Below are 23,126 nucleotides of genomic sequence, written 5' to 3'. Positions count from 1 at the left end.
TGAGGTGGCGCGCGCAGGAGTGTATGTGAGCACTGAACAAACATTGCCAAATCTGGCCCCAAATCTAGCCTCCAATCTTGCCCATGGGGCGGGGGCGGCCGCGCATAACGCGCGCGCGCGCGCCTATGCCCTGCAGCATACGGTCAAGACCGACAACCTGATCCCGGCCACTGTCTCTTACCAGAGTCAGGGGCGCCTGCTGCTGGTCGGCCCGGAAGATCGCATTCGCCGCGCCGCCAGCTTGCTGCCCGCCGGGGTGAAGCCGACTCTACTGGTGACCGAAGCGGTCCATGACGCCGAGGCGGCCGATCTCGAAGCCATCTTTGATGCTACCGCATCCCTCGCAGCCCTGACCCTGCGCGAGCCGAGCCTGACAGGGTATCTGGGGCAGTTCCAGCTTACCGGCCTCAATGGGCAGGGTGAGCGGGTTAACCTGGCGGCGCTTTGCTTCCCACAACAAGGCTTTCCACAACAAGCGGCTGCTGTTAGTGAACAGCCACGCGAACCGCGCTTCGATCTGGTGGCCGATCTGGGCCGTACGCCGCTGTTTGCGCTGGAGCGCCCGCCGGTCGGCTATCTGTATCTGGCCGATGATACTGGCTTGGCCGAACGACTCGCCGAGCTCTGTGCGCTGACCGGTATCTTCGACAAGCCACGCTATTTTCGCCTCGACCCCGAGGCCTGCGCCTTTACCGCCCGAGGCGTGCCCGGTTGCAGCCGCTGCCTCGATGTCTGTCCGACCGATGCCCTCAAGCCCATCAATGGTCGCATCCAGATCGATCCCCATCTCTGTCAGGGCTTCGGCAGCTGCGCCTCTGCCTGCCCGACCGGGGCGATTGCCTATCACCAGCCCGACGCCAACACCAGCGGCGACTACCTGTTCCGATTGCTCAAGCATTATCGGGAGGCGGGCGGCGACGCGCCTCAGTTGCTGATCGCCGGTGAAAACGAGCGCGAATGGGTGGAAGCCGAACTCACCCGCTTGCCCGCCAACTGGCTGCCGATCTGGGTGGAGGAGAGCGCCAGTTTAGGCATCGAGAGCTGGTTTACTGCCCTGGCCTATGGCGCCAGCACGGTGCGCATCGCGCTGGGCGACGATGCCCCCGCAAGCGTGCGGGCATTGGTTGAGCGGGAGCTGGCGAGCGCCGCCGTGCTGCTGGCGGGCGCCGGTCTCTCTGCCGATCGCATCGCTCTGTTTGACACTGATGCTGGTGAGCCTGTTTCCGGCCAGCCAGCCGTTGCCCTGCTGGACAAGCCGCTGAAAGGAGACAAACGGGAAAACCTGTTTGCCGCCTTCGATGCCCTCTGGCTGGCCAACGAAGGGCGCCGCGAGCCGCTGGCAGTGCCTCATGGCGCTCCTTACGGCAGTGTGGAACTCAAAGAGTCTGACTGCACCCTCTGCATGGGTTGCGTGGCGGTCTGCCCGAGCCGTGCCCTGCATGCGGTGGGGCACACTCCGGGTCTCAACTTTATCGAGCAGGATTGCATCCTGTGCGGCATGTGCGAAAAGGCGTGCCCCGAGCAGGCCATCGTACTGGTGCCCCGCCTGCAACCCGTGCCCGAGGCGCGCCGCGCCGTGCAGAGCCTGAAAGCCGAAGAGGCCGCCTGCTGCATTCGTTGCGGCAAGCCGTTTGCGCCCGCCTCGATGATCCGCCGCATCCAGCAAAAACTGGCCGGTCATTCCCACTTCCAGAACGAGGCCGCCCAGCGGCTGCTGATGTGTGAGGACTGTCGGGTCAAGGATGTGTTTGCTGTGCTGGCGGCGGATCCCGTCTCCCAGCTCAAGGTGTGAGGGCCAGTGATGAGTGAACAACATAACGAAAAGGCTGGCGAACTGAGCATGACCGAACTGGAACAGAGCAGCGCCGATCTCTACGCCCTGCTGGCAAGCCTCTGGCGCGCCGCTCCCCGTGGCGAACAGCTCGCCTGGCTGCAAGGGTTGCAGCCGATGCCGGGCCCCTTTGCCAGAGGGCTCGGGCTGGTGCAGCTGGCGGCCAGCGGCCACCACGAAAACGAGCTTGCCGAGGAGTATCAGGATCTCTTTATCGGACTGGGGCGCGGAGAGATTGTGCCGTTTGCCTCCTGGTATCTCACCGGCTCCCTGATGGAGCTGCCGCTGGCGGTGCTGCGTGCAGATCTCCAGTCCCTCGGTTTTGAGCGCCAGAGCGGAGTGTGCGAGCCGGAAGATCATTTCGCAGCCCTCTGTGAGGTGATGGCGGTACTGATTGGCGAGCAGCATCCAGAGCGCAACCGCTTCTATGAGCGCCACCTTGCCCCCTGGGTACTCGCCTGCTGCCGCGATCAGCAACAGGCGAAAGGGGGCAGCTTCTACCGGGCGGTCGGGGCCCTTGCCGAAGATTTCTTCAAGCTGGAAAACGAATTGCGCCTGCCGTTTGGCGCCTGCGTGGTGAAGGGCTGAACGCTTTTGTCCACCCGCAACAAAACGAGCAGACGAGATATCCCATTGGACGCGAAGCTGGCGCGCAGGCGCCGGCAAGAACAACAACAGAGGTCACAAGAATGAGCGATGAACAGCTGAAAGACCCGTCCCGCCGCAATCTGATCAAGGGAGTTGGCGTGGTCGCCACCATAGGCGTACTGGCCGGTGCCACCGGTCGGGTGGTGGGCAAAGAGGTGCTGACCCACGACACCGAGCCTGACAAGGGCTATCGGGAGACCCCCCATGTTCACGACTTTTATCGCACCCTGCGCGGCACCGACTGAGCCGGATCAGTGAAGGAGAACTCATGAAACTGACAAAACGTGCCGAGCAGCCCCAAGTGGGCGAGCAGGGCAATAAGGCCATTCGCGGTCAGGGGTTGACCCGCCGCGCCTTTATGGTCAACTCGGGTCTGGTGGCCGGTGGCGCCGTGGCCGCCGGTTGGCTGGCGCCAGCCATGATGCAGCGGGCCGAGGCCAAAACCGTGGCAGCCGAGGTGCCGGTCGAGGTGAAGCGCACCATCTGCTCCCACTGCTCGGTGGGCTGCGGCGTCTATGCCGAGGTGCAGAACGGTGTCTGGACCGGTCAGGAGCCGGCTTTCGATCACCCCTTCAACCTTGGCGGTCACTGCGCCAAGGGGGCGGCCCTGCGCGAGCACGGCCACGGTGAGCGTCGCCTCAAGTACCCGATGAAGCTGGTGGGCGGCAAGTGGCAGCGCATCAGCTGGGATCAGGCCATCGAAGAGGTTGGCAACGAAGTGCTGCGTCTTCGCAAGGAGTCCGGCCCCGACAGCGTTTACTGGCTCGGCTCTGCCAAGCACTCCAACGAGCAGGCCTACCTGTTTCGCAAGATGGCGTCCCTGTGGGGTACCAACAACGTGGATCATCAGGCGCGCATCTGCCACTCCACCACGGTTGCTGGCGTAGCCAATACCTGGGGCTACGGCGCCATGACCAACAGCCTGAACGACATGCACAACAGCAAGTCGATCATGTTTATCGGCTCCAACCCGGCGGAGGCCCACCCGGTCGCCATGCAGCACATCCTGCTGGCGAAAGAGCGCAACGGCTGCAAGATCCTGGTAGTCGACCCGCGTCGTACCCGCACCGCCGCCAAGGCGGACATGTATCTCTCATTGCGTCCGGGCACCGACGTCGCCTTTATCTGGGGCATGCTCTGGCACATCTTCAAGAACGGCTGGGAAGATAAAGAGTTCATCCGCACCCGCGTCTACGGCATGGATGAGGTGCAAAAAGAGGTGGCGCGCTGGACTCCGGCCGAAGTGGAGCGGGTGACTGGCCTCAACGAGCAGCAGGTCTATGGCGCCGCCAAGCTGCTGGCCGACAACCGCCCCGGCTGCGTGGTCTGGTGCATGGGTGGCACCCAGCACACCACCGGCAACAACAATACCCGTGCCTACTGCATCCTCGAACTGGCCCTCGGCAACGTGGGCAAGAGCGGAGCGGGCACCAACATCTTCCGTGGTCACGACAACGTGCAGGGCGCCACTGACTTTGGCGTCACCTCCGATTCCCTGCCCGGTTACTACGGGCTGGAAGAGGGCTCCTGGAAGCACTGGGCCCGGGTGTGGGACGTCGATTACGAGTGGATCAAGGCGCGCTTTGACAACAAGGCCTACAACGGCAAGCTGCCGATGAACAACAACGGCATTCCGGTCTCCCGCTGGGTTGATGGTGTGCTGGAGAACGCCGATCTCATCGAGCAGGGCTCCAATATCCGCGCCATGTTCTACTGGGGCCATGCGGTCAACTCCCAGACCCGCGGCCCGGAAATGAAGAAGGCGATGCAAAAGCTCGACATGATGGTGATTGTCGACCCGTATCCCACCGTCGCCTCGGTGATGAACGATCGCACCGACGGCGTCTACCTGCTGCCGGCTACCACCCAGTTCGAAACCTATGGTTCCGTCACCGCCACCAACCGCTCCATGCAGTGGCGTGACAAGGTGATAGAACCCCTGTTCGAATCCAAGGTCGACCACGAGATCATGTATCTGCTGAGCAAGAAGCTCGGCTTTGCCGACCAGCTGTTCAAGCACATCAAGGTGGAGAACAACCAGCCACTGCTGGAAGACATCACCCGCGAATACAACCGCGGCATGTGGAGCGTGGGCTACACCGGCCAGAGCCCGGAGCGGCTCAAGGCGCACCAGCAGAACTGGCACACCTTCCACAAGACCAACCTCAAGGCCGAGGGCGGCCCGGTCAGTGGCGAAGTGTACGGTCTGCCTTGGCCCTGCTGGGGTACCCCGGAGATGAAACACCCCGGCAGCCACATTCTCTACGACACCAGCATTCCGGTCTCGGAAGGGGGTGGCGGTTTCCGCGCCCGCTTCGGCATCGAGTATCAGGGGGTCTCGCTGCTCGCCGAAGACTCCTGGCCGAAGGGGAGCGAGGTGGAAGACGGTTATCCCGAGATCACTGCCGATCTGATGAAACAGCTTGGCTGGTGGGATGAGCTGACCGAGGCCGAGAAGAAAGAGGCCGAGGGCAAGAACTGGAAGACTGACCTCTCCGGCGGCATCCAGCGGGTCGCCATCAAACACGGCTTCGTCCCCTACGGCAACGCCAAGGCGCGCTGTGTGGTGTGGACCTTCCCGGATCAGGTGCCCAAGCACCGCGAGCCGCTCTACACCCCGCGCCGCGACTTGCTGGCCGACTACGCCACCTGGCCCGATGCCAAGAGCCTGTGGCGCCTGCCGACCCAATATGCATCGGTGCAGGAGAAGGATGTCAGCAAGGAGTTCCCGATCATCCTTACCTCCGGCCGTCTGGTGGAGTACGAGGGGGGCGGCGACGAGACCCGCTCCAACCCCTGGCTAGCTGAATTGCAGCAGGAGATGTTCGTCGAGATGAACCCGGCGGATGCCAACGACGTCGGCGTGCGCGACGGTCAGGATGTGTGGGTCGAGGGGCCGGAAGGGGGCCGGGTCAAGGTGAAGGCACTGGTGACCCCGCGGGTCAAACCGGGGCTCGCCTTTATGCCGTTCCACTTCGGCGGCCACTTCGAGGGCAAGGATCTGCGATCCAAATATCCGGAAGGGTCTGACCCCTATGTGCTGGGGGAGTCGGTCAACATAGTCACCACCTATGGTTATGACCCGGTCACCCAGATGCAGGAGACCAAGGTCACCCTGTGCCGTTTTCGCAAAGTAGGAGCCTGATCCCATGGCCAGAATGAAATTCATGTGTGACACCAAGCGCTGCATCGAGTGCAACGGCTGTGTGACGGCGTGCAAGAACGAGAACGACGATGCCCTCGAGTGGGGCATCCAGCGCCGCCGGGTGGTAACCCTCAACGACGGCCTGCCAGGTGAAACCTCCATCTCGGTCGCCTGCATGCACTGCACCGACGCCCCCTGCATGGCGGTCTGCCCGGCCGACTGCTTCTATCACACCGACGACGGCATAGTGCTGCACAACAAGGATCTCTGCATCGGTTGCGGCTACTGCCTGTTTGCCTGCCCGTTCGGGGCGCCCCAGTTCCCGAAAACCGCCGCCTTTGGCGATCGGGGCAAGATGGACAAGTGCACCTTCTGCGCCGGCGGCCCGGAAGAGGATCACAGCGAGGCGGAGCGCCAGAAGTACGGTGCCAACCGCATCGCCGAGGGCAAGCTGCCCATGTGTGCCGAGCTCTGCTCTACCAAGGCGCTGTTGGCAGGGGATGCGCAGGTGATCTCCGACATCTTCCGCGAGCGGGTCGCCTATCGCGGTGCCAAGGATGCTGCTTGGGGTAATGGCGATGAGCTGTTCCACGATGCCAGCAAGCTGAACAAGCAGGGAGGGGCGGCATGAAAACCTGGCTAATGGCCCTGTTTGCTGCCCTGCTGCTGGTGAGTACCGCGAGTTTCGCCGATGCCGAGAAAGAGGCGGTCGGCTTTGCCGGCGCCGATTATTGGCGGGCGGTGAAGGATGGGCAGGAGGGGGTGACCACCTCCCGCTCGCCGGAGCACGGAGTGCTTATCTCGGTGCCGGGCCAGCTCTGGTTCGAGGTGAAGACCAAATGGGTGTCGCCGCTCGGTGCCATCGCCATCTTTGGATCCTTGGCCATGTGTGGCCTGATGTACCTGGTGGTGGGGCAGACCAAGCTCTCCAAGCCACGCACCGGGCGCAAGCTCAAGCGCTGGAGCCGGCTCGATCGGGCGCTGCACTGGACCACGGCGGCCATGTTCCTGACCCTCTCCGGGTCGGGGCTGGCCATCATCTACGGCAAGTACTTCATCAAGCCGGTGGTGAGCCTCGGGGTGTGGGAGAACTGGATCTGGTTCGCCAAGGTGTTCCACAACTACGTGGGGCCGCTCTTCTTCCTCTGCCTGATGGGAGTGCTCATCAAGTGGTTCCGCCACAACATCGTCAACATGGTGGACGTGCAGTGGTTTATGAAGGCGGGCGGCATGCTGGGGCCCCACAAGGGGAGTCACCCTTCGGCGGGCTTCTCCAACGGTGGCGAGAAGGCGATCTTCTGGCTGCTGATCTGGTTTGGCGGCATCGTGGTGGCGACCGGACTATTTCTGGACTTCCCCATCTTCGGCCAGCTGCGCCGCCAGATGGAGTGGGCCAGCTTTATCCATATCGTAGGCGCCTTGATCCTTATCTGCGGCTTCATCTTCCATATCTACATGGGCCTGTTCCAGCTGGAAGGGGCGCTGGAGGGGATGGTGACCGGCGAGGTGGACGAGACCTGGGCCAAGGAGCACCACGACCTCTGGTATGAAGAGGTGAAGCACACCCTCGATGAGCCCAAGTCGGGCAAATCAAGCTGATGGTCGACAAAGAGTAAAAGAGAAGGGGCGCAGCGGCGCCCCTTTTGATGGCGGGTCGATGGTGATGGCAAATTGATTGAGCGATGCCGCAAACGGCGATGGTTTTTTGGGCCACCTTGAGCAACAGTAACAGGGGTTCCATTCACACAAGGGATGACAAATGATGAGAAAAGCATGGCTGGCAGCGGTATGTGCATCTGCGCTCTTCGGTGGTATTGCGGGCGTGGCGCAGGCGGCTGACGGGATCAAGGCCCAGCAGGTGCAGTTCAAGAAGGGGGAGTCAGGGGCAACCATCAACGGCACCATTCAAGGTAGCCAGACCCTCGATTACAAGCTGACGGCCAACAAGGGCCAGAGCATGGTGGTGATCCTGACCGGCAAGCCCTACTTCAATATTCTGCCGCCGGGCAGCAAGGGGGAGGCGATCTTTGTTGGCTCGCGTGACGGGAACAACTTTGAGGCAACCCTGCCCGCCAAGGGCACTTATACCATTCGGGTCTACCAGATGGGGGCGGCCGAGAGCAGCAAGGCCAAGACGCCGTTCAAGCTGGAGGTGGGCATCAGCGGCTAATGCCGGCCGCTGACAAGCATCACAGAGGTGGCGGCCACAAAGGGCCGCCACCGTTGTTTTATCCCCTCTGTTTTTGCCTCGCCAAGGTTAATAGCCCCCCCGGGCCAGCCGTTCGAAGTAGCGCTGATAACGTCCGCTGGCGATGGCCTGCTGCAACTGCTGATTGAACTGATCCCGCAGTTTGGCTGAATCCGGCATCTTGCGTGGGAACATCACGAAGCTGTCGTTGCGCAGAAAAGGGGTCTGGCTGTGGGTGATGAGTGCCGCGCTGGCGGGGTCGAGCTGGCTCTGCAACTCGGCCAGGCCGACTCGCAGCTCTTGCGGATAGAGGTCAATCCGCCCGCGCAGCAGCTTGCCGAAATTCTGTTTCACGTCGGTGACTTTCTGTTGGGTTACCTCGCCATCAGCCACCATCTTGTCCAGCTCGGGCCCGTAGCTGTAGGCGATATCGCCCCCCAACCGCATGCCGATGATCTGCTCAAGGCGCTCGGCCCGCAGCTGCCGTGATTTGAGGGAGAAGAAGACAAACTGCTCCTGCAGCACCGCTTCGCTGAACTGAAAATCCAGCTCCCGCTCCGGTTTGTGCATCCAGACGGCGGTGGCGTCGTAGAGCTGGCTGTTGGCCGCCAGCGAATAGACCCGGCCCCAGGGGGCGAAGTGGAACTTCACCTCATAGCCCGCTTCCTTGAACAGATCGCTGATGAGGTGGGCCACGGGACCGTGCTGTTTTGACTGCTCGGAGACGAAAGGGGGCCATTCACCCACGATGATGTTGAGCACCCGACCCGGTGCGGCGAGAGCCGACTGGCAGGCCAGAAACAACCACAGTGCAAGCAGCGGGATCAGGCGCATGGCAGGAAGAAGGGGGAGCAGGCTGGCAGAGGTGAGGGCATCAGATCACTCCCGGCTGTGATGCGGTGAAAGGGGCTGGGTTGCCCGCAATGCTAACATGAGTCTCATTCCTTGCCGTGGATATTTGTCTCGCCGGGGTCGCCGGGCGCCTATTTTGGCCGCAGGGTATGCCCAAGCTCACAAAACCGATCGAGTAAACGTCATATGATTGATTTCATTATGAGTCTTGCTCTCCTGCCGAACGGCAATTTCACGTAAATCAAAGAGAATGACTATGGCTACCGGACAATATCTGCTGTGGAAAGATGCACAGGGACAGGATTTTCGCCCCGTTGCACTGACCGGCACTGATCTGCTTAACAATCGATACCTCAACAAGGGCACGGCCTTCACCGAACAGGAGCGGGCCGATTTTGATCTCGATGGTTTGCTGCCGCCTCAGGTACAAACCTTTGAAGCCCAGCTCGAGCGAGTGTATGAGGGGTTCAAGAGCGCTTGCAGCGATATCGAGAAGTACCAGAACCTGCGTGCCCTGCAGGATCGCAACGAGACTCTCTTCTATGCCCTGTTGTCACGCCATGTGGAGGAGATGACTCCCTACATCTATACCCCGACCGTGGGCAAGGCGTGTCAGGAGTTCAGCCACCGCTTCCAGAAGCCGCGCGGCCTCTACATCACTCCGGACAACGTGGATGATATGGGCAGTCAGGCCCGCCACTTCGATGCCAAATCGATCCGCATCATAGTCGTCACCGACAGCCAGGGCATTCTGGGGATCGGCGACCAGGGTGTTGGCGGCATGGGCATCCCCATCGGCAAGCTGGCGCTCTATACCCTGGGAGCCGGTATTCACCCCGCCTGCTGCATGCCCATCGCGCTGGATGTGGGCACCGACAACCAGAAACTGCTCGATGATCCCATGTATCTGGGCCGCCCCCACAAGCGTATTCGCGGCAAGGAGTACGAAGAGTTCATCGACAAGTTTGTGCAGGGGGTCAAGCGCCACTTCCCCAATGCCGTGCTCCAGTGGGAAGACTTCAGCAAATCCAATGCCTTCAACAATCTGGCCCGCTACCAGCAGTCACTGCCGTCATTCAACGATGATATTCAGGGCACCGGTGCCGTGGTGCTGGCCGGTATCATCGGCGCGGTCAAGGTCAAGGGGGAGACCCTGGGCCAGCAGAACTATCTGGTCTATGGCGCTGGCGCCGGTGGGGTTGGCGTCGCGGATCAGATCTGCGCGGGGATGATCCGCGAGGGGATGGATCCGCAGGCGGCCCGCGATCGCATCTACATTCTGGATACCCAGGGGCTGGTGTGCGACAACCGGGACGGGCTCGACGAGTACAAGCGTCGCTACGCCAAACCTGGGCTGCTGCTGGCGGGTTGGGATACCGAGGTGCCCGGCAAGGCCAATCTGGCCGATGTGCTGCGTCATGTGCCCATTACCGTGTTGCTGGGTACCAGTGGCTCGGGCGGGGCCTTCCAGGAAGAGCACATCCAGCTGATGCTGCAGCATTGCGAGCGCCCCATGGTGTTCCCGCTCTCCAACCCTACCGCCAACTGTGAAGCGCTGCCGGAAGATATCTACCGCTGGAGCAAGGGCAAAGCCATCGTTGCAACCGGCAGTCCGTTCAAGGATGTGAGCTACGAGGGGCAGGAGTTCCGGGTCGGGCAGGGCAACAACGTCTTTATCTTCCCCGGTGTAGGTCTGGCGGCCATCGTCAGCCAGATCCGCGAGATCACACCCGATGTCTTCACTACCGCCGCCTTTGCGCTGGCTGAGTGCGTGAGCGAGGTGGACCTGGCGAAAGGGGCCGTGTATCCCCGCATTCGCGAGCTGCGCAGCATCTCGGTGCATGTGGCGACCGCCGTGCTCAAGGATATCGTGCGCCGGGATCCCTCCCACCCACTGATCGGTCAGGATCTGCAGCAGCATATCCTCAACCACATGTGGGAGCCGGTTTACCTGCCCTATCGTCGGGTATAACCGCGTATTCACCGTCCGGATAACGGGTCGGTAAAGATGACAAGGGGGTAGCGCTGCTACCCCCTTTCGTTTACCCCGTGGCATTCACTAAATTCGCAATGGTCGCCAGCGCCCTTCCTGATTGCGACAGGCGGTATCCTGCCACTGCTGGCTCGCCTTGCCGATATAGAGTTGCTCGCGATAGTCGCGACACCACTCCCCGCTGGTATGGCGGAAGGTGCGCAGCGGCGTGACGCTACCCGAGTGACGATTAGCCGGATTGAACCAGGTGAGGCTCTGCCCTTTGGTGCGGGTTTCCAGCGCCTTGGCAAGGGCCTGATTGGCCAGTTGAATATCTGCCTTATCCATCTGATGGTAAAGCGGCGGAGTGTCGACCGTGGCGCAGCCAGCGAGGCCGAGCAGGAGGAGTGTTAGCAGATAACGCATCATGGTTGCCCCTGTTGGCGAAAGCCGTTGTTGAGCAGCGCCCGCTCCTGCTCATCGGTAAGCACTTGCTGACGATCGTCGACCGTGCCGTCACCTCTTAGTTTGTTGCCGTTGGCATCGACAGCATCCACACCGTTGTCATCGACCGTGCCATCGCCCCTGAGTTTGTTGCCGTTGGCATCGACAGCATCCACGCCGTTGTCATCGACCGTGCCGTCACCTCTGAGCTTGTTGCCGTTGGCATCGACGGCATCCACGCCGTTGTCATCGATGGTGCCGTCACCTCTGAGCTTGTTGCCATTGGCATCGACGGTATCTACACCGTTGTCATCAACGCCATTGCCAAATCCGCGGCCACCCCCATGGCGTTCTCCCCCTGCATGTTTTTCTCCACCAGCATGCCGTTCACCTCCACCATGCTGCTCTCCGCCGGCATGCTCGCCCTGGCCGCCACTGTCATCGCTGCCCCCCTCGCTGTCGCTGCCACCGCCGCTGTCGCTGCCTCCGCCGCTGTTGCTGCCTCCGCCGCTGTTGCTGCCTCCGCCGCTGTTGCTGCCTCCGCCGCTGTTGCTGCCTCCGCCGCTGTTGCCACCACCACTGCTGCTGCCCCCACCACTGCTGCCCCCACTGCCACCATCGCCATCTTTGTTGTGAACGATCAGCTCATTGGCGATGTAGCTGTGGCTGCCATCGAGCAGCAGATTGAAGAGTGCGGTAGTGGGAGGCGCCTCGATCCAGCAGAGTGACTCAACCAGCAGTAATTCCGGCTGGGATTGCAGGGCCAGATTGCCCGTCACCATGACAGGTGCCGGGCGACACATTATCTGCATGCCGGTAAATAGCGGCAGCACTGCCAGTTGCGGGTTTTCGGTTCGTGTCATGGCCGGTGAGATGGCTGCCCAGCCCCGCGTGGTCAGCAGAGGGTGTTCTGCGGTAAAGAACGGGGGCAGATCATTGATCCCGTAGAGTCTGCGTTTGCCCAGTATGACCCGTTCGACCGCCAGGATCCGGTTACTGCCGCCGTGTTGATCCAGCACTCGTTCACCGACCCGGAGCGTCTCTATGGGGCGGGTGGAGCCATCGGCCATCGTGATGCGAGTGCCGGCGATAAAGCAGGACTTGGCATAGGCCTGATTCATTTGCCACTCATTGTGGGCGAAATCATAACTGAACGGGTTTGCAAACAGGGCGAGTGCGATGGCCGAGCCAATAAGCAATCTGCGCTGGCTGGCCTTGAATGGGGGCTGTGACATGGGGACTCCTTGTCCATCTTGATTCACAGGATCCATTATAGAGCGCCCCCTAGCGGTGGCATCTTTGACCATGAACACAATAAACATGATGGAAAAACGATTGGCGTTCGTCACAATAATGCGTAAAATCGCATACTCGATGCTTGTAGCAACGAATCCCGCCTAAAAAGCCAGTTTCATGCCCTTCCCAAGCAGTAAAAGGTAACAGGTGACGTATTTGTGTTCATTTTGTGCCTTGAAAAAGTCTTGTGATGACTGAAAAGTGATAAATATCCCCATCAGTTATCAAAAAATTAAGGACATCCATGTTTTCCTTAGTCAAGCAAAGTGTCGCCGGGCTGCAAATCCTGTTTGTCGCCTTCGGTGCCATGGTTCTGGTGCCCCTGCTCACCGGACTGAACCCCTCCATGGCCCTGCTTGGCGCCGGTGTGGGCACCCTGTTGTTCCAACTCTGCACCCGCCGCCAGGTCCCGATTTTCCTCGGTTCCAGCTTTGCCTTCATCGCTCCCATCATCTACGCCACCCAGACTTGGGGATTGCCATCCACCATGTTTGGCCTGTTTGCCGCCGGTTTCATGTATTTCATTCTGGCTGCGCTGATCCGGGCAAAAGGGATGGGTTTTGTGCACAAATTGCTGCCCCCGGTGGTGATTGGCCCGGTGATCATGGTGATCGGTCTTTCTGTGGCTCAGGTTGCCTGCAACATGGCGATGGGCCGCGCCGGTGGTGAGCAGGTGGTTCCTGCGGGGACTGCGCTGACGCTGGCCGGTATCTCGCTGGCGGTCACCCTGATTGCCGCTGTGTTCTGCAAGGGGTGGATCAAGCTGATCCCCATCCTGTGCGGTGTGATTGCCGGTTATGTCTCGGCGGTGTTCATGGGCCAGGTGAGTTTCGATGGCATGGTGAACGCCCCCTGGCTGGCGCTGCCCCACTTCGAAACCCCGGAGATCAACTGGGCTGCTGCGTTGTTCATGTTGCCGGTAGCCATCGCCCCCTGTATCGAGCATATCGGTGGCGTGTTGGCGATTGGTGGCGTGACTGGCAAGGATTACACCAAGGATCCGGGTTTGCACCGTACGCTGGCCGGTGATGGCATCGGCGTCTGCTTCGCCGGTTTCATCGGTGGCCCACCCGTGACCACCTACGCCGAAGTGACCGGTGCCGTGATGATCACTCGTAACTTCAATCCGGTCACCATGACCTGGGCTGCGGTGTTTGCCATCATTCTGGCCTTCTTCGGCAAGTTCAATGCGCTGCTCACCTCCATCCCGATGCCGGTGATGGGCGGTATCATGCTGCTGCTGTTCGGATCCATCGCTGCCATCGGTCTCAAGACGCTGGTGGAATCCAAGGTGGATCTGGGGCTGTCACGCAATATCGCCATCGTCGCCGTGACTCTTACTGTCGGTGTCGGTGCGCTGGAGATGAAGATTGGCGACTTCGCGCTGGCCGGTGTTGGCCTGGCCTCCGTTGCCGCCATCCTGCTCAACCTGATCCTGCCTGCGCACTCCGAAGAGGGTGTGATGGACGCGGCCAAGGATTGAGTTTCACCAGACGTTCACGTTGACTTGTAGAAGGCCACCTCGCGGTGGCCTTCTCTGTTTCGGTTATCTAGCGCCACTTTTCGGCTCGGCGGAGCTCATCTGGAATCTAATTTGGAAGCAGATGAGGGGGTTAGCACTCTCATTTGACGTATCTCTTTTCGTGACCTTAGCTAAAGGACAGGTTTGGCTCTGAGGTCTCCTCGAGCAGTATGGGAAAATGGATGTTGGCGTTTTCTATCATTTCTCTCCCAGACCCTGGTCATTAAACGATGCGCTTCTGCTTCGCCACAGCGCTGTTGTATGGCAGAGGTTTATCCGCCCCCTCCACACTCCCCTCATGCTGCCCTGGCATGTTTCCACCTCGATTTGTCGTGAGCCTCCCCCGCCGGTTGTGTTTCGTTGCGCACTGGCAAAATCCGGATCTGTTTGCTGCTGCACATGGGTGGGCGGCGAGCCGTGAAAGCCGGCATGACCCCAGCGGGTCAGATGTGCACCGCCATCGGTAACGGCGGATGTTCAGGGATGAATGGCAAGCAAAGCGAGGTTGCAATGAACTATCAACTGCTGTGGAAAAGTGCAATTTTTTCAGTCTCTTCCATGATGGCGATAAGCGCTGTTCAGGCTGCGCCACTGAACGTGATGACCGAGGATTACCCTCCGTTCAACATGCAGGGGGAGGGGGGCAAGATTGTCGGGCTATCGACCGAGGTGGTCGAAGAGCTGCTCAAGCGTGCCGGCGTCGAATACAAGCTGACCCTGATGCCCTGGAAGCGGGCGTATGAAGATACCCTCAGCACTCCCAACACCGCACTCTACTCCACGACTCGTACCCCGGAGCGTGAGGCGCTGTTCAAATGGGTGGGGCCGCTGGTCAATAACAACTGGGTGTTCTTCTCCAGCTCGACGGCCAATATCACAGTCTCTTCACTGGAAGAGGCCAAGCAGTATTCGGTGGGGGGCTACAACGGTGATGCGGCAGCCGAGTATCTCAAGGCACAGGGATTTGCCAAGTTGCAGCTGGCAGCCAATGACACCGCCAACGTGAAAAAACTGGAGGCCGGTCGTATCGATCTCTGGGCAACCGGCCAGTATCTGGCGCCCTATCTGGCCAGCAAGGAGAAGGTGGCCTCACCCAAGCCGGTCTTCGTGTTCAAGGAAACCCAGATGAGTTTGGCGTTTAACAAGGATACGCCCGATGAACTCATCAACAAGCTCAACGAGGTTCTGGCAGCCATGAAAGCCGACGGCACCATCGAGAAAATCAACGCCAAGTACCAGTAAGTTGTACTGTTCCTGCTGCCGTTAATACCGGGAGGAAGTCATGGATTGGAAAAGTCTGAAGTTCAGGATTGCCGTACTGACTTCCCTCTCGGTGAGTCTGCTATTGGTACTGTTTGGTGGTTATAACTACAGCTCGGTGAGGGAAGAGAGCTACAGCAAACAGGCTCAGCTGGTCGAGCAGGCGATCAAGCGACTGCAGCTCTCCTTGCCTGGCCCTTTGTGGAATTATGAGTCGGCCTTTATCGAGGCATCGCTCAAATCCGAGCTGGCGGCCGATATGCTCAGCACACTGCTGGTGGTCAACAAGGAGAAGCTGGTGGCCGGGTTTGCCCGCGATGCAGCGGGCACTATTTCCCCTGTAGCGGCCATACCCGCCGATACGGCGGCCTATGGGGGGTATGATCTGGTCTATGACGACAGCGGCCAGAAAAATACCGTGGCCCGATTGCTGGTGCAAACCAGTGATGCCGCCATTAAGGCCCAACTGCGCCAGCAGTTGATCACCACTGTCTGGCAGATCCTGGTGCTCGATCTCTGCATCATCGCCCTGCTGATGGTACTGATTCATCGCAATGTGCTCAGGCCGCTCCATCAGATGAATCGGGCGGTGTTTGATCTGGCCAAAGGAGAGGGGGATCTGACCCGGCGTCTGAAGATCAGCCGTCAGGATGAGATGGGCGCGCTGGCCACCAACATCAATCACTTTATTGCCAAGCTTCAGGAGATGGTGGCCGAAATCAACGAGCTCTCTGCTGGCGTGCTGCAGACCGCGGAACGTTGTGACACCCTTGCGGCGGATACTCGGGGCGCCAGTGATGCCCAGCAACTGGAGCTGGATCAGGTCGCGACTGCCATTACCGAGATGAGCCAGGCGGTGCAGGAGGTGGCAGGTAATGCAGTGAAGACTGCTACGGCGACCGATGAGGCCAACCTTTATGTCGAGCAGGGCTACAATCTGGCCGGTCATGCCAATCAGGCGATTCATCAGCTGGTGGGAGAGGTGGAACGGGTGGCGGGGCTGATGCGCTCCCTCTCTACCGAGAGCAGCAGCATCGGCAATATTATCGAAGTGATCAATGGTATTGCCGAGCAGACCAATCTGCTGGCGCTCAATGCCGCCATCGAGGCGGCGAGGGCTGGGGATCAGGGGCGAGGTTTTGCGGTGGTGGCCGATGAAGTGCGAACCCTCTCGGGGCGCACTCGTCAGTCGACCGAAGAGATCAGTGCCAGCATCAAACGGCTGCAACAGGCGACCCAGAATGTCGGTGCCGGGATGCAGTTGAGCCAGGAGCAGGCCTCTCGTGCGGGAGCCGAAGCCGCCGATGTACAGGTATCGGTGGAGAAAATTAAAAACCAGGTCAGTCTGATCCGCGAGATGAACATGTATATTGCCCAAGCCTCGGAAGAGCAACACTCGGTAGCAGAGGCGGTGAGCCATAGCGTGAACCGGATTGCCACCCTTAATAGCGAGAGCGCGGCCAGGGTGGTGCAAGTGGCTGAAGCCAGCAGCGATTTGCGCCAGCTCTCCGGTCAGCTCGATACCCTGCTCAAGCTGTTTCGGGTCTAGAAAGCACATACGCCCTGCGGGGGATCCTCGGTGCGAGCGGTGGTCGCGATCACGCGCGCAACTGGGGTCGTGGTGTTCTCATATTCTGCCATGCAATCCCGGATCGATATTTTCCCTTTACGGGCCCATGCATGACAGTCTGGAGAGCTGTTGTCTACTCACGACACAGCTTGCACCAGGGACCGGTGAGCTCGCAGTACCCGGTCTCGTCGCCATGCTGCCAGCCAAGCCGATGATAGAAGGCCACGGCCGCCGTATTGCGGGTTGCCACCTTGAGTGATGCCGTGCGGGGATTATTTGCCAGACCATGTTCGAGCAGCGCTCGCCCAATCCCCTGACCATGCCAGTCGCTCGCAACGTACAAATGATGCACAAAGTGATCGGGTTGCCATACGGCGATAAATCCGCAGAGCGTCCCCCCTCGCTCAGCCACCCATATCTCTTCTCCCCGGGTCTGCTCGATAAAGTCATCCAGGTGAAACAGGGAGGGGTCTACCCAGTGAAAGGTTTGTCTGCGGCCTTGTAAAAACAGCTTGGCCAGCGGGGTGATATCACGTTCTTCCATGCGCCTGATCATCATGCTCTCCCAAGGGCGGTCACTGTTCCCTGTTGCACGCGGGCAAGGTTATCTGGGGCAAATGACAAGGGTGTGATTAAGGGCTGTCCAATACATTTGTCATGGGGCTATACTGCCGAAGTCCCCTGTATGGATGGCGTGAGGATTGTTGATTTATGGACAATAAACAGATTGAAGGCAACATTTTTGTTCCGGCTCATATCGATGACGTGTGGCACGCCTGGACGACAGAGAGTGGTCTGCGCAGTTTTCTGGCTCCCGAGTGTTTGATGGTAGCCGAACCGAATGGCCCCTTCGAAATCTACTTCAGGCCGGATGCTCCACTGGGTGAACGGGGCAGTGAAGGGTGCAGGGTCATGGCTGTCATGCCCTATGATTTGCTCAGCTTTAGCTGGAATTTTCCGCCCAGTCTGCCCCATATTCGTCAGCAGAAGACTCAGGTTTGTCTGCGCTTTGTGCCGGAAGGGCAGGGCACTCGCCTCTACTTCCTGCAAACTGGTTGGGCCAATGATCCTGACTGGAATCATGGGTATGCCTACTTTAGGGAAGAGTGGCTGGAGACCAGCCTGCCACGGCTGCAGTACCGCTTTACCCACGGCCCCATCGACTGGAACAACCCGCCCGACAAGGCACAGCTGAAGGCGTTGTCCCAGTAATTTCGGGGCACAGAGATAAAAAAAACCGGCCAAAAGGCCGGTTGAAACAGTTCAGGCTTGTCAGGTGACAAACGTATCCAGCGGATGAGAGTCGCTTTCCACTCCTTGTGAAGTACAACCCTCTTGGTTACGTGCCATTACTATATGCCATCCACACTGAATCGATGCTGAACCACGGATGTTTCAGTTTCACTCCACCTTACAATCAGATGGTAATCCCCATCGACTGGCGCAGGTAAGCGCCAGCGCCGAGCAGGCCAGGCCCTTCATGGGTGATCAGGAATACCGGAATATCCTTGAGGTAGGATTTGAAACGGCCCTTGTCTTCAAAGGCAACCCGGAAACCGGAACTGGTGAAGAACTCCTGGAAGCGCGGCACTATGCCCCCTGCGATATAGACGCCGCCAAAGGTACCCATATTGAGCGCCAGGTTGCCGGCAAAGCGGCCCATCAGCACGCAGAACAGGCTCAGGGTGCGGCGGCAATCCAGACACTCGCCCGCCAGCGCACGTTCGGTAATGTCTTTGGGAGCGAACGGCTCCGGCTCACGCCCATCGGATTTCACCAGCCCGCGATAGAGATTGACTAGGCCTGGGCCGGATAAGAAACGCTCGGCCGAGACATGGCCCAGTTCGCCACGCATCACCTGCAGCACCGCATCTTCCTCTTCGGTGTTGGCGGCAAAATCCACATGACCCCCTTCGCCCGGCAGGCTCAACCACTGATCGCCCGCCTTGACCAGATGCGCAACCCCAAGGCCGGTGCCCGCTCCATAGATGGCGATGGGTTTGCCAGCTACCGGTGCGGCGCCGCCCAGCTGGATGCGATCCGATTCGGCCAATACCGGTACCGCCATCGAGACCGCGGTAAAGTCGTTGATTACTTGCAGGCGCGCCAGCCCGAGATTGCTCTGCATCTCGCTGATGGAGAACTCCCAGCTGTGGTTGGTCATGGCGACCCAGTCACCATTGATGGGGCAGGCGATGGCGATGCAGGCTTCCGCCACCTCGACCTTGTGTTCCTCCAGATAGAGGCGAACCACGGCTTCAAGGCTGGGATGGGCCAGACCTGAGTAGGTCTTTGCCTGAGAGATAGTACCGGTGGCCAGCTCACACAGGGCCAGACGCGCATTGGTACCGCCGACATCGCCGACCAGCGCATGGGTATGCTGCATAACAACTCCTTCGTTACAGGATGGGGACGACTGTGGTGTCCCGACATTATTGTTGGATTATGACGGCCCATTCTATCCGAGCTCAGGCTCACTCACCCGCCGGATCGATACAAACGTGCGCCTGCTCACAGTGTTGTTGCTTTGCAACATTTGTAAGCGGTTTCACAGTGAGGTGACGTTTTGTAACGAAAAGTACGAAATAATTAGAGATGAGTCATACTTTGTACGGCAGGCGTTAGTTGCGATAACCGCTTGTCTTGTATAGTCATCAGCTTGATTGGAAACCTGCTTAGCCGTAGATTTAGTGCAAAGACACTGAAGCTAAATTACAAAAACGTCTGGTGGTGATGATGAATACCCTTGATAAAATTACGAACAACCTGGAAAGTTTCAGTAAATCAGAACGCAAGGTTGCCGAGGTGATCCTGGCGTCTCCCCAGACCGCCATCCACTCCAGCATCGCCGCCCTGGCCAAAATGGCCGACGTCAGTGAACCGACCGTCAACCGTTTTTGCCGTCGCCTCGATACCAAAGGCTTCCCCGATTTCAAACTCCATCTGGCCCAAAGCCTGGCCAATGGCACTCCTTACGTCAATCGTCATGTGGAAGCAGAAGACGGCCCCGATACCTACACGGCCAAAATCTTCGAATCCACCATGGCTTGTCTGGATGCCGCCAAGAACAGCCTGGATATCTCGGCCATCAACCGCTGTGTCGATATCCTGACCCAGTCCAAGAAGATCAGCTTCTTTGGTCTTGGCGCCTCCTCAGCCGTTGCCCGCGATGCCCAGAACAAGTTCTTCCGCTTCAATATCCCGGTGGTGAGCTTTGACGATATCGTCATGATGCGCATGAGCTGCATCAACAGCAGCGAAGGGGACGTGGTGGTGCTGATCTCCCATACCGGCCGCACCAAGGCGCTGGTCGAGATCGCCGCGCTGGCGCGCGAGAACGACGCCACAGTGATCGGCATGACCGCCAAGGATTCCCCACTGGCGCGCGAGTGCAACCTGGTGCTCTCCATGGATGTGCCGGAAGATACCGATGTCTACATGCCGATGGCTTCCCGCATCGCGCAGCTGGCGCTGGTGGATGTGCTGGCAACCGGATTTACCCTGCGCCGGGGGATGAAATTTCGTGAAAACCTGAAGAAGGTAAAAGAGGGATTGCGCGAATCCCGCTTTGAAACACCACACTCTTCCTGAATCGTCGGGGGCTTTGGCCCCCGACTGTCTATGCCACCCTCCTTGGTGTAGTCTTGATGTGGTATTGTAACTTAATAACAAAAACCACCCGGATGGTTTGCAAGCGGGTGCATCGAGCCATCGGTTTGATGGGGCAGAATCTCAAGTTATCTCAACTTCATATTGGAGTCTTTCATGCCTAGACGTACAAAGATTGTAACCACACTTGGTCCGGCCACCGACCGCGAAGGGATCCTCGAAGGGATTATCCGCGCCGGCGCCGACATGGTGCGGATGAACTTCTCTCACGGCACTCCTGAAGATCATATCCAGCGCGCCAATCAGGTGCGTGACATTGCTGCCAAGCTCGGCCGCCACGTTGCCATCATGGGTGACCTGCAAGGCCCGAAAATCCGTGTATCCACCTTCAAGGATGGCAAGATCTATCTCGCCATCGGTGACAAGTTCGTGCTGGATGCAGCCCTGGGCAAGGGTGAAGGTTGTCAGGAGCAGGTCGGCATCGACTACAAGAGCCTGCCAAACGATGTGGTGCCGGGTGACATCTTGTTGCTGGACGATGGCCGTGTACAACTGAAAGTCGAGAGCGTGGAAGGCACCCGCATCCACACCACTGTGACTGTGGCGGGCCCGCTCTCCAACAACAAGGGCATCAACAAGAAAGGGGGCGGTCTCTCCGCGCCAGCCCTGACCGAGAAAGACAAGGAAGATATCAAGACAGCCGCGCTGATGAACGTGGATTATCTGGCCGTCTCCTTCCCGCGCTGCGGTGATGATCTGCGTTACGCCCGCGAACTGGCTCGCGAAGCTGGCTCCAATGCCAAGATCGTGGCCAAGGTCGAGCGCGCCGAGACCGTCGCCACCGATGAGGCGATGGAAGATATCATCCTCGGCTCTGATGCCGTTATGGTTGCCCGTGGCGATCTGGGCGTCGAGATCGGTGACCCCGAGCTGGTTGGCGTGCAGAAGAAGCTGATCCGTCACTCCCGTCGTCTCAACCGCGTGGTGATCACCGCTACCCAGATGATGGAATCGATGATCAACGCGCCGCTGCCGACTCGTGCCGAAGTGATGGACGTCGCCAACGCCGTGCTGGATGGTACCGATGCGGTGATGCTCTCTGCCGAAACAGCAGCCGGTCAGTTCCCCATCGAGACAGTGACCTCCATGGCGAGCGTCTGTGTCGGTGCCGAAAAGCACCCGAGCCTGAACGTCTCCAACCACCGCATGAGCTACACATTCACCTCGGTGGAAGAGGCGGTTGCCATGTCCACCATGTACGCAGCCAACCACCTGGAAGGGGTCAAGGCGATCGTGGCGCTGACCGAATCGGGCACCACGCCGCTGCTGATGTCCCGTATCAGCTCCGGTCTGCCGATCTTCGCCATGTCCCCCCACAACAAGACCCTGGCCTGGGCCAACCTCTACCGTGGTGTGACCCCGGTGCTGTTCGACGGTGACGAGACCAAACCGGTCTACGAAGTGTGCCGCGACGCGCTGGCCGTGCTCAAGGATAAGGGGCTGCTGCAAAGCGGGGACATGGTACTGCTGACCCACGGTGACAAGATGGAAACCGTCGGCAGTACCAACACCTGCAAGGTGATGATGGTCGAATAAGCCCGTCCGGTTTCACAGTGTTCAACAAGGCTGCTCCTCTCTGATGAGCAGCCTTTTTATTAACGGCTGTCGCGCTTTGGTGGGATAAACAGGACTCAATGATTGCTTAACCGGATTCCCCTTCCGATAATGCGGGAGTGATTTTCACCGGGTAGCCTGTTGTAGGGGATCGCACCGGGTAACCCAGACACTCGACAATACGGGAGTGAAAAAATGAACAAGCGTAACTGGTTGCTGGCCCTGTCACTGACGTTGGTGGTGTCACCCAGCCATGCCGACTGGGAGAAACTGAAGGCTGCCGCCGCCGATCTCGGCACCGCCGTGAGTGAGACGGGCAAGGAGGTGTGGCAGGACGTCAGCGACTTCTCCAAAAAGAGCTGGGCCTCCATCTCTGCCTGGGGTGAAGAGGCGTTCAACACCGCCGGGGTCTGGACCGACAAGAGCATCGCCACCGGCAAGGAGTGGCTGAAGGTAGCCGACAAGAAGCTCGACGAGATGCTGGAGCCCAAAACCCCGCAAGAGGCGCGGGTGGCGCTCAACACCATGGCCGACACGGCACTGGTGCGGCTGTTCAATGAACAGCCTTCAGCCAAGTTGCTGTTTGACAAGGCGTATGGCTACGCAGTATTCGATTCGCGCAAGTTCTCCCTGATGCTGCATACCAATCAGGGCGCCGGGGTGGCCATCAATCGCAAGAGTGGCAAACACACCTATATGAAGATGTTTGGCGCGGGGCTGGCGGCCGGTATCGGTGGCAAGTTCTATCAGCAGGTGATCCTGTTTGAAGACAAGGCCAGATTCGATGCCTTCGTGACCCAGGGTTGGGAGGCCACTTCCGAAGTGGGTGTGGTAGCTGGCAAGGAGAGCGCCGAGCTGACCGCCAAATACAACGGCGGCATGGCCATCTACCAGATCGGCGAGAAGGGATTGCTGTTCGATGCCAACATCTCCGGCTCCAAATACTGGATCGACAAGGATTTGAGTCAGTAACCATTCAGGCGGTGAGCCCTCGGCATTTGCCTGGCTCACCGTGCGGCAGTTGCAGTCAAAGATCGCCCGCACTCATCCTGCGGGCGTGCTTGTTTGTGGTGGCGTGATGCGGGTGTTGGATGGCAAAGCGCCTTTTCCCGTGCGAATGCTGGGGACAAAAAGCCATCGCTCCCCTTGGCCGCAACCGGTATAATGCGCGACCC

At 59.5% G+C, this 23,126-nt stretch carries 19 protein-coding genes and 1 pseudogene; 15 read left to right on the top strand and 5 right to left on the bottom strand.

Going from position 1 to position 23,126, the window contains the following annotated elements:
• Positions 1-25 precede the first annotated feature (25 nt).
• The 7 genes from G5182_RS15005 (at position 26) to G5182_RS14975 (ending at position 7,794) form a co-directional block, all read left to right on the top strand.
• Entirely contained in the window at positions 26-1,792 is a 1,767-nt protein-coding gene (locus G5182_RS15005; protein WP_421254488.1) for a 4Fe-4S binding protein, read from the top strand.
• A gap of 9 nt (positions 1,793-1,801) precedes the next feature.
• Positions 1,802-2,419 (top strand): TorD/DmsD family molecular chaperone, encoded by a 618-nt coding sequence (locus tag G5182_RS15000; RefSeq protein ID WP_421254487.1) that lies wholly within the window; start codon positions 1,802-1,804, stop codon positions 2,417-2,419.
• Between the two features lie 101 nt (positions 2,420-2,520).
• Positions 2,521-2,724: a transcriptional initiation protein Tat gene (locus G5182_RS14995; RefSeq protein ID WP_005303194.1), complete on the top strand. Its 204-nt coding sequence runs from the start codon at positions 2,521-2,523 to the stop codon at positions 2,722-2,724.
• A 23-nt stretch (positions 2,725-2,747) separates the two neighbouring features.
• Complete coding sequence (locus tag G5182_RS14990; RefSeq protein ID WP_421254486.1) at positions 2,748-5,624, top strand: formate dehydrogenase subunit alpha; 2,877 nt, start codon at positions 2,748-2,750, stop codon at positions 5,622-5,624.
• Positions 5,625-5,628: 4 nt separating this feature from the next.
• Positions 5,629-6,255 carry a formate dehydrogenase FDH3 subunit beta gene (gene fdh3B, locus G5182_RS14985; protein ID WP_005334799.1) on the top strand — a complete coding sequence of 209 codons (627 nt, stop codon included), beginning with the start codon at positions 5,629-5,631 and terminating at the stop codon, positions 6,253-6,255.
• Positions 6,252-7,223: a formate dehydrogenase subunit gamma gene (locus tag G5182_RS14980; protein ID WP_421254485.1), complete on the top strand. Its 972-nt coding sequence runs from the start codon at positions 6,252-6,254 to the stop codon at positions 7,221-7,223. Before fdh3B ends, G5182_RS14980 begins: the two co-directional genes overlap by 4 nt.
• Before the next feature lie 160 nt (positions 7,224-7,383).
• A complete protein-coding gene (locus tag G5182_RS14975; protein WP_421254484.1) occupies positions 7,384-7,794 on the top strand; it encodes a DNA breaking-rejoining protein in 411 nt (136 codons plus the stop codon).
• Positions 7,795-7,881: 87 nt separating this feature from the next.
• On the opposite strand, the gene G5182_RS14970 is transcribed toward G5182_RS14975, so the two are convergent.
• The gene (locus tag G5182_RS14970) at positions 7,882-8,646 is read right to left on the bottom strand and encodes a substrate-binding periplasmic protein (RefSeq protein ID WP_421254483.1); all 765 of its coding nucleotides are present in this window, start codon (positions 8,644-8,646) and stop codon (positions 7,882-7,884) included.
• A gap of 274 nt (positions 8,647-8,920) precedes the next feature.
• Between G5182_RS14970 and G5182_RS14965 the strand changes: the two genes are divergently transcribed.
• Positions 8,921-10,636, top strand: coding sequence for an NAD-dependent malic enzyme (locus tag G5182_RS14965; protein WP_058055721.1), 1,716 nt, complete (start codon positions 8,921-8,923; stop codon positions 10,634-10,636).
• An 87-nt stretch (positions 10,637-10,723) separates the two neighbouring features.
• On the opposite strand, the gene G5182_RS14960 is transcribed toward G5182_RS14965, so the two are convergent.
• Positions 10,724-11,065 (bottom strand): RT0821/Lpp0805 family surface protein, encoded by a 342-nt coding sequence (locus G5182_RS14960; RefSeq protein ID WP_227342189.1) that lies wholly within the window; start codon positions 11,063-11,065, stop codon positions 10,724-10,726.
• Positions 11,062-12,315 carry a Hint domain-containing protein gene (locus tag G5182_RS14955; protein ID WP_227342191.1) on the bottom strand — a complete coding sequence of 418 codons (1,254 nt, stop codon included), beginning with the start codon at positions 12,313-12,315 and terminating at the stop codon, positions 11,062-11,064. The genes G5182_RS14960 and G5182_RS14955 overlap by 4 nt, the downstream gene beginning before the upstream one ends.
• Positions 12,316-12,620: 305 nt before the next feature.
• On the opposite strand from G5182_RS14955, the gene G5182_RS14950 reads away from it, so the two are divergent.
• The 3 genes from G5182_RS14950 to G5182_RS14940 all read left to right on the top strand — a co-directional run bounded on the left by G5182_RS14950 (position 12,621) and on the right by G5182_RS14940 (position 16,707).
• Positions 12,621-13,859, top strand: a complete 1,239-nt coding sequence (locus G5182_RS14950; RefSeq protein WP_005347636.1) for a uracil-xanthine permease family protein — start codon at positions 12,621-12,623, stop codon at positions 13,857-13,859.
• 549 nt (positions 13,860-14,408) lie between these two features.
• The gene (locus tag G5182_RS14945) at positions 14,409-15,140 is read left to right on the top strand and encodes a substrate-binding periplasmic protein (RefSeq protein ID WP_227342193.1); all 732 of its coding nucleotides are present in this window, start codon (positions 14,409-14,411) and stop codon (positions 15,138-15,140) included.
• Positions 15,141-15,180: 40 nt separating this feature from the next.
• Positions 15,181-16,707 (top strand): methyl-accepting chemotaxis protein, encoded by a 1,527-nt coding sequence (locus tag G5182_RS14940; protein WP_421254482.1) that lies wholly within the window; start codon positions 15,181-15,183, stop codon positions 16,705-16,707.
• Between the two features lie 154 nt (positions 16,708-16,861).
• Here G5182_RS14940 and G5182_RS14935 read toward each other — a convergent pair whose 3' ends face one another.
• The gene (locus tag G5182_RS14935) at positions 16,862-17,284 is read right to left on the bottom strand and encodes a GNAT family N-acetyltransferase (RefSeq protein ID WP_266134392.1); all 423 of its coding nucleotides are present in this window, start codon (positions 17,282-17,284) and stop codon (positions 16,862-16,864) included.
• A gap of 155 nt (positions 17,285-17,439) precedes the next feature.
• Here G5182_RS14935 and G5182_RS14930 point away from each other — a divergent pair, with 155 nt between their 5' ends.
• Positions 17,440-17,940 carry an SRPBCC family protein gene (locus G5182_RS14930; protein ID WP_421254481.1) on the top strand — a complete coding sequence of 167 codons (501 nt, stop codon included), beginning with the start codon at positions 17,440-17,442 and terminating at the stop codon, positions 17,938-17,940.
• Positions 17,941-18,145: 205 nt separating this feature from the next.
• Here G5182_RS14930 and glk read toward each other — a convergent pair.
• Positions 18,146-19,117: pseudogene (gene glk, locus G5182_RS14925) on the bottom strand (glucokinase); the annotation flags it as partial.
• Positions 19,118-19,461: 344 nt separating this feature from the next.
• Between glk and G5182_RS14920 the strand changes: the two are divergent.
• From G5182_RS14920 to befA, 3 genes are all read left to right on the top strand, one after another.
• Positions 19,462-20,319, top strand: coding sequence for a MurR/RpiR family transcriptional regulator (locus G5182_RS14920; protein ID WP_005347620.1), 858 nt, complete (start codon positions 19,462-19,464; stop codon positions 20,317-20,319).
• A 174-nt stretch (positions 20,320-20,493) separates the two neighbouring features.
• On the top strand, positions 20,494-21,933 hold the full coding sequence (gene pyk / locus G5182_RS14915) for a pyruvate kinase (RefSeq protein WP_266134250.1): 1,440 nt from the start codon (positions 20,494-20,496) through the stop codon (positions 21,931-21,933).
• Between the two features lie 213 nt (positions 21,934-22,146).
• Entirely contained in the window at positions 22,147-22,923 is a 777-nt protein-coding gene (gene befA / locus G5182_RS14910; RefSeq protein WP_005347598.1) for a beta cell expansion factor BefA, read from the top strand.
• Positions 22,924-23,126: the final 203 nt, after the last annotated feature.

Source organism: Aeromonas sp. 600948 (assembly GCF_049174875.1).
In the GTDB taxonomy this organism is placed as follows: Bacteria; Pseudomonadota; Gammaproteobacteria; order Enterobacterales; family Aeromonadaceae; genus Aeromonas; species Aeromonas veronii_A.
The sequence above is the reverse complement of the archived record's forward strand: the minus strand, read 5'-3'. Positions and strand labels throughout refer to the sequence as shown.

What these genes read in the sequence shown, in the direction of transcription:
- G5182_RS15000 (WP_421254487.1), top strand. Translation starts at nt 1,802, where the DNA reads ATGAGTGAACAACATAACGAAAAGGCTGGCGAACTGAGCATGACCGAA.
- G5182_RS14995 (WP_005303194.1), top strand. Translation starts at nt 2,521, where the DNA reads ATGAGCGATGAACAGCTGAAAGACCCGTCCCGCCGCAATCTGATCAAG.
- G5182_RS14990 (WP_421254486.1), top strand. Translation starts at nt 2,748, where the DNA reads ATGAAACTGACAAAACGTGCCGAGCAGCCCCAAGTGGGCGAGCAGGGC.
- fdh3B (WP_005334799.1), top strand. Translation starts at nt 5,629, where the DNA reads ATGGCCAGAATGAAATTCATGTGTGACACCAAGCGCTGCATCGAGTGC.
- G5182_RS14980 (WP_421254485.1), top strand. Translation starts at nt 6,252, where the DNA reads ATGAAAACCTGGCTAATGGCCCTGTTTGCTGCCCTGCTGCTGGTGAGT.
- G5182_RS14975 (WP_421254484.1), top strand. Translation starts at nt 7,384, where the DNA reads ATGATGAGAAAAGCATGGCTGGCAGCGGTATGTGCATCTGCGCTCTTC.
- G5182_RS14970 (WP_421254483.1), bottom strand. Translation starts at nt 8,646, where the DNA reads ATGCGCCTGATCCCGCTGCTTGCACTGTGGTTGTTTCTGGCCTGCCAG.
- G5182_RS14965 (WP_058055721.1), top strand. Translation starts at nt 8,921, where the DNA reads ATGGCTACCGGACAATATCTGCTGTGGAAAGATGCACAGGGACAGGAT.
- G5182_RS14960 (WP_227342189.1), bottom strand. Translation starts at nt 11,065, where the DNA reads ATGATGCGTTATCTGCTAACACTCCTCCTGCTCGGCCTCGCTGGCTGC.
- G5182_RS14955 (WP_227342191.1), bottom strand. Translation starts at nt 12,315, where the DNA reads ATGTCACAGCCCCCATTCAAGGCCAGCCAGCGCAGATTGCTTATTGGC.
- G5182_RS14950 (WP_005347636.1), top strand. Translation starts at nt 12,621, where the DNA reads ATGTTTTCCTTAGTCAAGCAAAGTGTCGCCGGGCTGCAAATCCTGTTT.
- G5182_RS14945 (WP_227342193.1), top strand. Translation starts at nt 14,409, where the DNA reads ATGAACTATCAACTGCTGTGGAAAAGTGCAATTTTTTCAGTCTCTTCC.
- G5182_RS14940 (WP_421254482.1), top strand. Translation starts at nt 15,181, where the DNA reads ATGGATTGGAAAAGTCTGAAGTTCAGGATTGCCGTACTGACTTCCCTC.
- G5182_RS14935 (WP_266134392.1), bottom strand. Translation starts at nt 17,284, where the DNA reads ATGATCAGGCGCATGGAAGAACGTGATATCACCCCGCTGGCCAAGCTG.
- G5182_RS14930 (WP_421254481.1), top strand. Translation starts at nt 17,440, where the DNA reads ATGGACAATAAACAGATTGAAGGCAACATTTTTGTTCCGGCTCATATC.
- G5182_RS14920 (WP_005347620.1), top strand. Translation starts at nt 19,462, where the DNA reads ATGATGAATACCCTTGATAAAATTACGAACAACCTGGAAAGTTTCAGT.
- pyk (WP_266134250.1), top strand. Translation starts at nt 20,494, where the DNA reads ATGCCTAGACGTACAAAGATTGTAACCACACTTGGTCCGGCCACCGAC.
- befA (WP_005347598.1), top strand. Translation starts at nt 22,147, where the DNA reads ATGAACAAGCGTAACTGGTTGCTGGCCCTGTCACTGACGTTGGTGGTG.